The sequence below is a fragment of the Grimontia sp. SpTr1 genome, from assembly GCF_947387585.1.
In the GTDB taxonomy this organism is placed as follows: Bacteria; Pseudomonadota; Gammaproteobacteria; order Enterobacterales; family Vibrionaceae; genus Enterovibrio; species Enterovibrio indicus.
Map to the genome: position 1 here is coordinate 1 of NZ_CANDOD010000008.1, position 12,236 is coordinate 12,236.

A 12,236-nucleotide genomic window follows, 5' to 3' on the forward strand; every position below is an offset into this window, starting at 1 on the left:
GTCCCCTTCGGTCACGGTTGGGCTGGTGATGCTCGCCACGGTCGGGCGGTCATCGCCGCCACTTGGCGGTGGGTTAGTGCCCGTGCCATCGTCAGCGATGGTGGCTTTGCCGCTGTCATTGATAATGACATTGTTAATGCCAGTGTTAGTCGTGACGTCGAGCTGGAAGCTCTCGTTGCCTTCGAAAATGACGTTGCCTTGGTCATCCAAGGTTGTGACGGCCACAGTGATACCCGTGGCATCACCAGGGATCTTCAGCTCAGCCCCATTGTCGATGGTTTCAGTGACCTTGGTGCCGTCTGCTTTAGTGTAAGTCACCGTCAGTTGAGTGCTGATGTCACCTGTTTCCGCAGTCAGGGTGTCACTGTCGCTGTCATCACCAGTGTTGGCGGTGAAAGTGTAGGTGACCTCGTTGTCAACCGGATTGCTCAGTGCCACGTTAAAGACAGCATTGCTACCTTCGGCGACTTTGCCTGCATTCGAGATCTTGAGGGTCGGTGCATCGTTATCGAGGATGGTACCTGTACCCGTAACGGCATCGCTCTGGCTGTCGGTTTTGCCGGACAGGGTAAAGTCTTCCGTGCTTTCGAACACAGGCTTGCCGTTAACATCCAGGTTATCTGTGGTGATGACGTCTACGGTGAATTCGGTGTCACCCGGCTTCACAGTGACCTCAAAGGTGCCGTCAGCATTCACCGATACCGCTTCGCCGTTGACGGTGACCGTGGTGCCCGTGAAATCGACGTTTTTGTCGGCACTGCCGCTGGCCAGTGTCATGGTGACCGTGGTGTCGGAAGTGCTTTCGTTGGTCAGGGTCACGGCGAAGGTCGCCGTGTCCCCTTCGGTCACGGTTGGGCTGGTGATGCTCGCGACGTCCGGGCGGTCGCTATCATCGGTATTTATAATAGTCTCTACTGCACTAGGCAGTGTTGGGAGTGCTTCAAAACCACCGCCAGCTACGCTCGTTACGCTAACGGTAAATTTGTCATCATCTCCTGCTTCGTATAGGTCGTCGTCTAACGCCTCTACTTTGAAAGAGATACTCGTTGTATCTGCTTCTATTGTTACGTTTTTTTCAACAGGAACGACGTCACCATTCTCTGTTGTTTTGTGGCCGACGACCACAGTAATGGTCATATCTTCAGCCGCGGGCTCTGATAGCGTCAATGTGTATGTTGCATTTTCCCCTTCAGCGACAAACTCATCTCCTGACAAAGTAAGCGTTGGTGCATCATTGTCGTCTACGATATCTACTGTGACGGTGTCGGAGCTCGCTTCAAGGTTCTCAAAGGCATCGCCACCTTGAACTTCATTAATTGTGGCTGATGCAGTGCTACTTCCTGAATAAACGTCATCCCGATTGACCTCAAACTCGAAACTAGATGAAGAAGTACCACCTTCGATGGTTACTTTTTGAGATGAGCCATTTGGAAGGAGCACTGTTACTTCAACACTGTCACCTTCTGCGACGGTAACTAAGCTACCTTCAGCATCGCGCAGTTCAACCTTGTAGATGATGCCTCCGGCGTCTTCGCTAACCTCGGAAGTGTCAGCATGCAAACTAACGGTTACCGTATCAGAATCATCAGTGACAATAGTGGTAACAGGGGTTGAGTCTGTGGTTAAGGAGTCGAAGCTTTCTCCGCCGGATACGCTATTGATTGAAACACTTGCTTCTTCACTTTCTTTATAAACGTCATCAGCGTCTACGGTGTATTCGAAAGTGGCTTCGCTGGAGCCTGAGCCGATTGTTATATCTTGCTCAGTCCCATCTGGGAGTGTGATGGTGACGGTCACTGTTTCCCCGTCAGTGACGGTAAGCGGAGCACCTTCATCATCGACAATTTCGACTTTATAACTAATGGTTCCTTTGTCTTCGGATACCTCGTCAGTTGATGAAGATAGCTTAAGAGTTGCATTAACAGGGCTACTCGGGGTAATAGGGGTTGGTTCTGGTGATGTGGCAAATGAGTTAAATGAATCGCCACTGTCTTCTCGTTCAATTCTTGTACTGTTAAACGCTTGAGCTATGCCATTTGTATCAAAACCTGCTTGAGCAATGGTTTGTTCGCCAACACGGCCAATGGATTGGAAGCTCCATGAGCCAGCTCCAGATGTTGTGGTACCACCTGCAGCGGTTGCTTCCAGTACTTCTGTTGGGTCGACACCCTCTTCAATTAATGCCTGGATAGCAGCAATTTCATCATCAAGCGGTGAGCCTAAGATATCTTGCGCAGGTGAGTCTTGTTCACCAACAGGCAATACGGTGCCGTCTTCAAGAGATAGAAGGGCGTTGGCACCCTCAGGGATAAAGATTTCAGTACCGGCGTTTAGGTCTAAAACTTCAGCGATGGGAACATCTTTCCCGTTCACTTTAATGAATGCGTTGCCGTTCACTGAAATTACTTTTGCAGCCTGCTTGGTGATAATCGAATCCATGAATCTCTTCCTGCGAAAGGTAAATAAATATGGATGTGTCACGTGTGACACATAAATTTCATCCATAATACTATGCAAATAGATTCGTTATAAGGCTTGACGTTAAACAAAATCGCCAAAAAAGTGACGCAAATTGTAAAATTTTTATATTTATCAGCGCTAAGTATCTGAATGAAGATCAAGGTGTTATTGCTTTTTGATGCGAGATGGGTCAAAAAGTGACCGGGCGTATTGAGTGGTGTGTCATTTATTGGACAATATATTGACTCTCGTTAGAGGCTTGTTTTGCGAGGTGAATTTTCTTGTGAGGCCTGTAGAGTAAGGATTTTGTTGGCGAGCGTTGAGTCTCATCCCGATATCGTACAAAATACCCGCCGATTTGAATTCATCTACACTGCGCGCAGCTCAGTTTCTGCCTGCGTGCTGTTTAACGCGGAAAAGCTTAAGCATGTCAAACTCTCCACTTCAGCAAGAAGTCGGCAAGCGTCGTACGTTTGCGATTATCTCGCACCCGGATGCCGGTAAAACTACCATCACTGAAAAGGTGCTGTTATTCGGACGCGCGATCCAGACTGCCGGTACGGTAAAAGGTCGTGGCTCTAATCAGCACGCGAAGTCTGACTGGATGGAGATGGAAAAAGAACGTGGCATTTCGGTCACCACTTCTGTCATGCAGTTCCCGTTCAACGATTGTCTGGTTAACCTGCTTGATACCCCAGGACACGAAGACTTCTCAGAAGATACTTACCGCACCCTGACAGCTGTTGACTCATGCCTGATGGTTATTGATGCGGCGAAAGGTGTTGAGGATCGTACCCGTAAGCTGATGGAAGTGACCCGCCTGCGCGACACGCCAATCGTGACTTTCATGAACAAACTTGACCGCGACATCCGTGACCCAATGGAGTTGATGGATGAAGTAGAAAGTGAGCTGAACATCGCGTGTGCACCAGTATCCTGGCCGATTGGCTGTGGTAAAGAGTTCAAAGGTGTTTATCACATCCACCGTGATGAAACGATTCTGTACCAAACAGGTCAGGGTCATACCATTCAGGACTCACGCATCATCAAAGGTCTGGATAATCCAGAGTTGGATGAAGCAGTGGGTGAAAGCCTAGCAGAGCAACTGCGTGAAGAACTTGAACTGGTACTGGGCGCATCGCACGAGTTTGATCAAGAGCTGTTTCTGAGCGGCGAGCTGACACCTGTGTTCTTCGGTACTGCACTGGGTAACTTCGGTGTTGACCACATGTTGGATGGTTTAACTGAGTGGGCGCCTGCACCATTGCCGCGTCAAACCCATGAGCGTGCGGTTGAAGCGGGTGAAGAGAAGTTCTCTGGTTTCGTGTTCAAAATTCAGGCGAATATGGATCCTAAACACCGTGACCGCATCGCATTCATGCGTATCGTGTCTGGCAAGTACAGTCAGGGCATGAAGATGAAGCATGTGCGTACCGGTAAAATGGTGTCGATCTCTGATGCGGTAACCTTTATGGCGGGTGACCGTGCCCGCGCGGCAGAAGCGTTTGCCGGTGACATCATTGGTCTGCATAACCACGGTACTATCCAAATTGGTGATACCTTCACTCAAGGCGAAGATCTGAAGTTCTCAGGTATTCCAAACTTCGCGCCTGAACTGTTCCGTCGTATCCGTTTGCGTGATCCATTGAAGCAAAAGCAATTGCTGAAAGGATTGGTACAGCTGTCTGAAGAAGGTGCGGTACAGGTGTTCCGTCCGATGACATCCAATGACCTGATTGTTGGTGCGGTGGGTGTACTTCAGTTCGATGTGGTTGTTGCACGCTTGAAGTCTGAATATAACGTTGAAGCGATTTACGAGCCTGTTAACGTTGCGACAGCGCGCTGGGTAGAATGTAGTGATGCGAAGAAACTGGATGATTTCCAGCGCAAGAACCAAACCAACCTGGCATTGGATGGCGGCGATAACCTCACTTACATTGCGCCAACCATGGTGAACCTGAGCCTGACGCAAGAACGTCATCCTGATGTGAGCTTCCGTGCAACACGTGAGCACTAATCACAAGGCGTAAAAGAAAGCCGCCCCACAAGGCGGCTTTTTTGTATCCTCTATATAGATAGAAGTAGCCCACTGAGTTTTTGCCGCAATGATTGATACCCACTGTCATTTTGATTTCCCACCGTTTGCTGACCACCCTGAAGATTGGGTGAGGCGCTCAGTAGCCGCTGGAGTAAATAGTCTTTTGGTTCCCGCCGTAGCGACAGAAAACTGGGATCGGGTGGCAGCATTGGCTGAAGCATTTCCCGAGATCTCGTATGCGGTGGGATTGCATCCTGTTTGGATGGCATCGCATCAAGACGAAGACATTCAGAAGCTGGATGCGTTTTTGGCTGACGCGCCGAAAGGATTGGTTGCCGTTGGCGAATGTGGGCTGGATTTTGCGATAGAAAATGCCGACCCAGAGCGACAAAAATGGCTGTTGAAAGAACAACTCCAGTTAGCACAGAAATATCAGCTTCCCGTCATTCTTCATAGTCGTAAAGCGCACAACGAATTACTGCAAATTCTGAATGGTTTTCCGGCAGTGAAAGGGGTCTTGCATGCTTTTAGTGGCAGCGAGCAGATTGGGCGTGAGTACATAAAGCGAGGTTTTCTTCTCGGGATTGGCGGCACCATCACTTACGAGCGTGCTAACAAGACCCGAAATGCGGTGAAAAAGTTGCCACTTTCCTCTTTGGTTTTGGAGACAGATGCGCCCGATATGCCTGTTTTTGGCTTTCAGGGAGAGCCTAATTTGCCGGAGAGATTACCACTGATTGCCCACGCTTTAGCCACGCTAAAAGAGGTCGATGTCGGGGAAATTATTCACACTACCACACAAAACTCGACAGCATGCTTTGCGTTGAACGTCTAAAAGGCATCGTTTGCCCAAACGTTTGCGTCGTGCATAGCTCACAAAAATAGACCTTCATCACCTTTTTGAGTGAATTGCACCGAATTTTTCACTTCAAGTGTGACTTATGCATTCCTTTGGTCCCCAACCAATGCGTATAATCGCCGCCGGAATAACACTCCCAATTTGTCGAGACGCCAAGACTTTTTTAGGAACCCTTTTATGAGCCTGATTATGAGCATTGTAGGGATGGTTGTACTGCTGGGTATTGCAGTACTGCTATCTGACAACCGCAAAGCCATCAACCTGCGTACTGTAGGTGGTGCATTTGCGATCCAGTTTATTCTGGGTGGTTTCATCCTGTTTGTCCCAGCGGGCCAAGCAATCCTGAACGGCATGTCTAATGCTGTACAGAACGTGATCAACTACGGTAAAGACGGTATCGGCTTCCTGTTCGGTAGCCTGGTTAACTTCTCTGTAGATGGTATCGGCTTTATCTTTGCGTTCCAGGTTCTGCCTACTGTTGTATTCTTCTCAGCGCTGATCAGCGTGCTGTACTACCTGGGTATCATGCAGTTTGTTATCCGTATTCTGGGTGGTGCATTGCGTAAAGTACTGGGTACTTCTCACGCGGAATCAATGTCTGCAACCGCGAACATCTTCGTTGGTCAAACTGAAGCGCCTCTGGTTGTACGTCCTTACGTGCCAAAAATGACCCAGTCTGAACTGTTCGCAGTCATGTGTGGTGGTCTGGCATCTGTAGCAGGTGGTGTGCTGGCAGGTTACGCAGCAATGGGTGTACCTCTGGAATACCTGATTGCAGCATCGTTCATGGCAGCTCCAGGTGGTCTGCTGTTCGCGAAAATCATCAAGCCAGAAACTGACGAGCCAATCGAGCAATTGGGTCAAGACGGTGACGAAGAAGAAGACAAGCCTGCAAACGTTATCGACGCAGCAGCAGGTGGCGCATCTTCTGGTATGCAACTGGCTCTGAACATCGGTGCAATGCTGCTGGCATTCATCGGTCTGATTGCACTGATCAACGGCATGCTGTCTGGCATCGGCGGTTGGTTCGGTATTGAAGGCCTGACGCTTGAGTGGATTCTGGGTAAAGTGTTCGCACCACTGGCATTCCTGATTGGTGTTCCATGGGCAGAAGCTGACATCGCGGGTTCTTTCATCGGTCAGAAGATTGTTGTTAACGAATTCGTTGCGTACCTGAACTTCACCCCAATCATCGGTGACCTGTCTGAGAAGACTGCAGCAATCATCTCGTTTGCACTGTGTGGCTTCGCTAACCTGTCGTCTATCGCAATCCTGCTGGGCGGTCTGGGCAGCATCGCGCCAACCCGTCGTCACGACATCGCGCGTTTCGGTGTGAAAGCAGTATGTGCGGGTACGCTGTCTAACCTGATGAGTGCAACTATCGCTGGTTTCTTCCTGACTCTGGCTGCGCTGTAATCAGCAAGTATAGAGATTACAAAAACCGCCTCCTTGTGAGGCGGTTTTTTTATGCCTGTAGCTTCGGGAGCCCATTCGTCAGGAATAAGACAAAGTGATGCGTATTCGCCACTTATAGTGATGCCAGTAACACCTAAAATGTCCGCTCAGGTTTGCACTATCAGCAACAAAGTGTTTTTCAACAGAAACAGGTAACACCTAGTGTAACCAAAGGAAGATTGGTAAAATTGGTGAACGCTGTCAAAGTTTCAGAAGTAGTCTTTCATTAATTTCACTACTGTTTCACAGACAGCGGAAAGGTGAGACATCAAACCTGCCCCAACGTGTAAAAACTTGCAGCACGATGAGACAGGTGGACACCCGGCAGAATGCCATAGGGTGTGCGGCCAACACGGAATGTTGATTGGCGCTGACCATGCAGCGCGCCAAACTTCAAGGAGCCAAGTCCGCTCATCAGATTATGCCGAGCATTGCCTCGCGTAGTTTGTTACTTGGTTTTGAATATTTACGACTGGAGAAAGTCATGAGCGATCTAAAAGCAGCAGCTCTTCGTGCCCTGAAACTGATGGATTTAACCACCCTGAACGACGACGACACAGATGCGAAAGTTATCGAACTGTGTAAGAGCGCGAAAACCCCAGTAGGTAACACTGCTGCTATCTGCATCTACCCACGTTTTATCCCTGTGGCGAAGAAACAACTTCGCGAGCAAGGCACACCTGAAATCAAAATCGCAACCGTGACTAACTTCCCACACGGTAACGACGACATCGAAATCGCAGTGGCTGAAACCAAAGCGGCGGTGGCTTACGGTGCGGATGAAGTTGATGTTGTGTTCCCATACCGCACGCTTATCGCGGGTGACGAGAAAACCGGTTTTGAGCTGGTTAAACAATGTAAAGCTGCCTGTGGTGACGTGACGCTGAAAGTGATCATCGAAACCGGTGAGCTGAAAGAAGCAGCACTCATCAAGCGTGCATCTGAAATCTCTATCGAAGCGGGCGCAGATTTCATCAAGACGTCTACGGGTAAAGTGCCAGTAAACGCGACGCCAGAATCAGCAGAAATCATGCTGACTGTGATCAAAGAGATGGGCGTTGCAGAAAAGGTGGGTTTCAAGCCTGCTGGCGGCGTACGTACTGCTGAAGATGCAGCAGAATACCTGGCGATGGCTGACCTTATCCTGGGCGGCGAGTGGGCTGACAACGCACACTACCGTTTCGGTGCATCAAGCCTGCTGGCTAACCTGCTTCACACGCTGGGTGAAGGCGAAAAAGCGGCAGAAGGCGGCTACTAAGCACTTCTGTTGGGGAGCCGGCAATTTTGGCTCCCCCTGTTTTTGACACCCAGTACGTGAGGTCGACTATGTACCTTCCCCAAGAAATCATTCGGAAGAAGCGTGACAACATTGCGCTGACTTCTGAAGAAATTAATTTCTTTATCCAGGGCATTGCAAAAGATACTGTTTCTGAAGGACAGATCGCGGCATTTGCCATGGCAGTGTACTTCAATGACATGACCATGGACGAACGTGTCGCACTGACGTGCGCCATGCGTGACTCAGGCATGGTGATTGACTGGTCACACATGAATTTTGATGGCCCTATCGTCGATAAACACAGTACCGGCGGTGTGGGCGATGTGACCTCCCTGATGCTTGGCCCTATGGTGGCGGCATGTGGTGGTTACGTACCTATGATTTCAGGCCGTGGTCTGGGTCATACAGGTGGTACGCTGGACAAACTGGAAGCGATTCCGGGTTATAACATCACACCGAGCAACGATGTGTTCGGTAAAGTGACCAAAGAAGCAGGTGTGGCGATTATCGGCCAAACCGGTGATTTGGCACCGGCGGATAAGCGTGTATACGCAACCCGCGATGTGACAGCGACCGTCGACAATATTTCTCTGATCACCGCGTCTATCCTGTCGAAAAAACTGGCGGCAGGTTTAGAGTCGCTGGTGATGGATGTAAAAGTAGGCTCTGGCGCGTTTATGCCGACCTACGAGAAATCAGAAGAACTGGCGAAATCGATTGTGGCAGTTGCCAATGGCGCGGGTACCCGCACCAGCTCACTGCTCACCGACATGAATCAGGTATTGGCTTCAAGTGCAGGTAATGCACTGGAAGTGAAAGAAGCGGTTCAGTTCCTGACCGGTGAATACCGTAACCCTCGCCTGTATGCCGTCACCATGGCGCTTTGTGCAGAAATGCTGACCATCAGTGGTCTGGCAAAAGACAAAGATGAAGCCGTGAATAAACTGCAAACCGTGCTGGACAACGGCAAGGCAGCAGAATGCTTCGGCAAAATGGTGGCAGGTTTGGGTGGTCCGCTCGATTTCGTTGAGAACTATAGTAAGTATCTGGCAACCGCAAACGTGGTGAAACCTGTGTTTGTAAGCCGCGCTGGTTTTGTATCAGCGATGGACACCCGTGCGGTTGGTATGGCTGTCGTTGGCCTTGGCGGTGGACGCCGTGTTGCAAGTGATACGATCGATTATTCAGTAGGCTTTAGCGATGTTATCCGTCTGGGTATGCAAGCTGACAGCACCACGCCATTGGCGGTAGTACATGCCAAGGATGAAGCTGCATGGCAACAAGCAGCTGCAGCACTTCAGGCTGCCATGCGCATCGAAGACGAAGCGCCAGAAGCGACCCCTGAAGTTTACCGCCAGATTGGCCCACAAGACGTCTAAGGAGGCGATCATGAAACGCGCGATTATTTTGGTACTGGATTCCTTCGGGATCGGTGCAACCGAAGATGCTCACAAGTTTGGTGATGTGGGCGCGAATACCCTGGGCTCTATCGCGAAAGCATGTGCAGCAGGTAACGCGAACAATGATGACCGCCAAGGTCCTCTGACGCTGCCAAACCTGAATGCACTGGGTTTGGGCAAAGCGTGTGAAGAATCATCAGGCTACTTCCCTGAAGGTCTGGATCCAAGCGCGGAAATCATCGGTGCTTACGGCCATGCGGCTGAGTTGTCTTCCGGTAAAGACACCCCTTCGGGTCACTGGGAAATTGCCGGTGTACCTGTACTGTTTGACTGGGGCTACTTCACTGACAAAGAAAACAGCTTCCCGAAAGCACTGACTGACCGCATTCTTGAGCGCGCAGGTTTGCCGGATTATCTGGGTAACTGCCATGCATCAGGTACGCAGATCCTTGACGATCTGGGCGAAGAGCACATGAAAACTGGCTTGCCAATTTTCTACACCTCTGCGGACTCGGTATTCCAAATCGCGTGTCATGAAGAAACCTTCGGTCTGGACCGTCTGCTGGAACTTTGCCAGATCGCCCGCGAAGAGCTGGAAGACTACAACATTGGCCGCGTTATCGCGCGTCCGTTCATCGGGCCGGGTAAAGGCCAGTTTGAGCGTACCGGTAACCGCCGTGACCTGTCTGTAGAGCCGCCTTCAGCGACCGTGCTGCAAAAGCTGGTTGATGAGAAGCAAGGTGAGGTGGTGTCTATCGGTAAGATTGCAGACATCTACGCGCACGTTGGTATCACCAAAAAAGTGAAAGCGACCGGTTTGGAAGCCCTGTTCAACGCGACCAAAGATGCGATGAACCAAGAAGGTGACAACAGCATCATCTTCACCAACTTCGTCGACTTTGACTCTCACTACGGTCACCGTCGTAACGTGGCAGGCTATGCTGCAGCACTGGAGTATTTCGACAAGCGTTTGCCTGAAATCCTCGAAATGCTGAAAGAAGATGATGTCCTGATCCTGACCGCTGACCACGGCTGTGACCCGACCTGGGAAGGCACGGATCACACCCGCGAGCACATTCCTGTTCTGGTTTACGGGAAACATGTACCAGCAGGCTCGCTCGGTCGTCGTGAGACCTTCGCAGACATCGGCCAGACTCTGGCGAAGTACTTTGGTACTTCAGACATGGAATACGGAAAGTCTTTCCTGTAATTCCACACTAAATTCCGGTCGCAGCCCAGACTATCAGCGAGTGCTGCGACCCGATTAGCATCGGTTGATTCCGAAATTTGATCAAAAGGAAATAGAAAATGGCAACTCCACATATCAATGCCGAAATGGGTGATTTTGCAGATGTAGTTCTGATGCCGGGCGACCCGCTGCGTGCTAAATACATTGCAGAAACCTTCCTGGAAGACGTTAAGCAAGTTTGTGATGTTCGCAACATGTTCGGTTTCACCGGTACTTACAAAGGCCGCAAGATCTCTGTTATGGGCCACGGTATGGGTATCCCATCATGCTCAATCTACGCGACTGAGCTGATCAAAGACTTCGGCGTGAAGAAAATCATCCGTGTAGGTAGCTGTGGTGCAGTGCGTGAAGACGTAAAACTGCGTGAAGTTATCATCGGTGTTGGCGCGTCTACTGATGCGAAAATCAACCGTACCCGTTTCAACGGCCACGATTTCGCAGCGATTGCTGACTTCGAGATGACCCGTAACGCGGTTGATGCAGCGAAAGCAAAAGGCATCAACGTACGTGTCGGTAACATCTTCTCTGCTGACCTGTTCTACTCTCCAGAACCAGATTTCTTCGACACCATGGCGAAGTACGGCATTCTGGGTGTGGAAATGGAAGCAGCGGGTATCTACGGTGTAGCAGCAGAATTCGGCGCGAAAGCACTGACTATCTGTACTGTGTCTGACCACATCAAGACTGGCGAGCAAACCACTTCTGACGAGCGTCAAACCACGTTCAACGAAATGATTGAAATCGCACTGGAATCTGTACTGCTGGGCGACGCTGAAGAAGCGTAAGTTCTGCTGACAGACCAAGATGAAAAAGGATGGCTTCGGCCATCCTTTTTGCGTTCTGGGGAAAGCTCTATTAAGAACCCAGGTTCGCTCTTCCCTCTGCTAGTCGTTACTCTTTAACAGAAACGTTGAACGCCATAAATCCCGGCGGTTGGCGAAAGTAAAGATCAGCAAGGCACCTGTGGCAATCGCGACCAGGATCATGGCGCGTACTAGGTTGATGCTTTGTTCTAGCCGGTTGGAAGCGGCTTTTATCACCTCACCATGCTCCAGCGTTATCCGTACAAAGCCGGAAATATTGCCATCGTCGGCAATGGGTTCAACCAGCTGCTGGCGACCAATACTGGCAACGGAAAGCGGGGTATTGAGCCCTGTTAGCTGCTCCAGTGGCATCGCCCCAAGTGAACTTGCCACCAGATTGCCTTTCACGTCGTAGACCGCGGCATCCAGAATCAGGTCTTCATTTTGTAAGTTGTTCACCAACTGCTGAACTGCATCCATATCATCGCTTGCCAGTGCGGTGTGAGCACTGGCCGCCGCTTGGCGGAGTATGACGCGGGACAGGGATTCTGTCTGGTCAAAAAGCATTTTGTAATTGCGGTTATTTAATTGATTGCTGTACATAAACAGCATCATTATTGTGGAGAAGCAGGCGACAACCACAATAAACTGCCAGAGCCTTTTAAGGCGTTTTTTATTTATTTGAAGCATAAG

10 protein-coding genes are annotated in these 12,236 nt (G+C 50.1%); 7 read left to right on the forward strand and 3 right to left on the reverse strand.

Annotation, left to right across the window (positions count from 1 at the left end; translation table 11 throughout):
- A partial coding sequence (locus tag QL223_RS12670) for a retention module-containing protein (RefSeq protein ID WP_281544963.1) occupies nucleotides 1–2,439 on the reverse strand: 2,439 nt, incomplete at its 3' end.
- A gap of 448 nt (nucleotides 2,440–2,887) precedes the next feature.
- Between QL223_RS12670 and prfC the strand changes: the two genes are divergently transcribed.
- The 3 genes from prfC (at nucleotide 2,888) to QL223_RS12685 (ending at nucleotide 6,773) form a co-directional block, all read left to right on the forward strand.
- The gene (gene prfC / locus QL223_RS12675; RefSeq protein ID WP_002538944.1) at nucleotides 2,888–4,477 is read left to right on the forward strand and encodes a peptide chain release factor 3; all 1,590 of its coding nucleotides are present in this window, start codon (nucleotides 2,888–2,890) and stop codon (nucleotides 4,475–4,477) included.
- Between the two features lie 88 nt (nucleotides 4,478–4,565).
- Nucleotides 4,566–5,333 (forward strand): TatD family hydrolase, encoded by a 768-nt coding sequence (locus tag QL223_RS12680; RefSeq protein ID WP_281544964.1) that lies wholly within the window; start codon nucleotides 4,566–4,568, stop codon nucleotides 5,331–5,333.
- Nucleotides 5,334–5,534: 201 nt separating this feature from the next.
- On the forward strand, nucleotides 5,535–6,773 hold the full coding sequence (locus tag QL223_RS12685) for a NupC/NupG family nucleoside CNT transporter (protein WP_002538940.1): 1,239 nt from the start codon (nucleotides 5,535–5,537) through the stop codon (nucleotides 6,771–6,773).
- 307 nt (nucleotides 6,774–7,080) lie between these two features.
- On the opposite strand, the gene QL223_RS12690 is transcribed toward QL223_RS12685, so the two are convergent.
- Nucleotides 7,081–7,227, reverse strand: coding sequence for a hypothetical protein (locus tag QL223_RS12690; protein ID WP_165012775.1), 147 nt, complete (start codon nucleotides 7,225–7,227; stop codon nucleotides 7,081–7,083).
- A gap of 69 nt (nucleotides 7,228–7,296) precedes the next feature.
- Here QL223_RS12690 and deoC point away from each other — a divergent pair, with 69 nt between their 5' ends.
- From deoC to deoD, 4 genes are all read left to right on the forward strand, one after another.
- Nucleotides 7,297–8,070, forward strand: a complete 774-nt coding sequence (deoC, locus tag QL223_RS12695; protein ID WP_281544965.1) for a deoxyribose-phosphate aldolase — start codon at nucleotides 7,297–7,299, stop codon at nucleotides 8,068–8,070.
- A gap of 68 nt (nucleotides 8,071–8,138) precedes the next feature.
- Nucleotides 8,139–9,470: a thymidine phosphorylase gene (gene deoA / locus QL223_RS12700; RefSeq protein ID WP_281544966.1), complete on the forward strand. Its 1,332-nt coding sequence runs from the start codon at nucleotides 8,139–8,141 to the stop codon at nucleotides 9,468–9,470.
- A 10-nt stretch (nucleotides 9,471–9,480) separates the two neighbouring features.
- Complete coding sequence (locus tag QL223_RS12705; RefSeq protein WP_281544967.1) at nucleotides 9,481–10,701, forward strand: phosphopentomutase; 1,221 nt, start codon at nucleotides 9,481–9,483, stop codon at nucleotides 10,699–10,701.
- 98 nt (nucleotides 10,702–10,799) lie between these two features.
- The gene (gene deoD, locus QL223_RS12710; protein WP_002538934.1) at nucleotides 10,800–11,525 is read left to right on the forward strand and encodes a purine-nucleoside phosphorylase; all 726 of its coding nucleotides are present in this window, start codon (nucleotides 10,800–10,802) and stop codon (nucleotides 11,523–11,525) included.
- A 99-nt stretch (nucleotides 11,526–11,624) separates the two neighbouring features.
- Here the strand turns inward: deoD and QL223_RS12715 are convergent, their stop codons facing one another.
- Nucleotides 11,625–12,233 (reverse strand): AhpA/YtjB family protein, encoded by a 609-nt coding sequence (locus tag QL223_RS12715; protein ID WP_002538933.1) that lies wholly within the window; start codon nucleotides 12,231–12,233, stop codon nucleotides 11,625–11,627.
- Nucleotides 12,234–12,236: the final 3 nt, after the last annotated feature.

Coding starts and splice junctions, on each gene's coding strand:
- QL223_RS12715 (WP_002538933.1), bottom strand. CDS start 12,233: ATGCTTCAAATAAATAAAAAACGCCTTAAAAGGCTCTGGCAGTTTATT.
- QL223_RS12680 (WP_281544964.1), top strand. CDS start 4,566: ATGATTGATACCCACTGTCATTTTGATTTCCCACCGTTTGCTGACCAC.
- deoD (WP_002538934.1), top strand. CDS start 10,800: ATGGCAACTCCACATATCAATGCCGAAATGGGTGATTTTGCAGATGTA.
- deoC (WP_281544965.1), top strand. CDS start 7,297: ATGAGCGATCTAAAAGCAGCAGCTCTTCGTGCCCTGAAACTGATGGAT.
- QL223_RS12705 (WP_281544967.1), top strand. CDS start 9,481: ATGAAACGCGCGATTATTTTGGTACTGGATTCCTTCGGGATCGGTGCA.
- deoA (WP_281544966.1), top strand. CDS start 8,139: ATGTACCTTCCCCAAGAAATCATTCGGAAGAAGCGTGACAACATTGCG.
- QL223_RS12685 (WP_002538940.1), top strand. CDS start 5,535: ATGAGCCTGATTATGAGCATTGTAGGGATGGTTGTACTGCTGGGTATT.
- prfC (WP_002538944.1), top strand. CDS start 2,888: ATGTCAAACTCTCCACTTCAGCAAGAAGTCGGCAAGCGTCGTACGTTT.
- QL223_RS12690 (WP_165012775.1), bottom strand. CDS start 7,227: ATGAGCGGACTTGGCTCCTTGAAGTTTGGCGCGCTGCATGGTCAGCGC.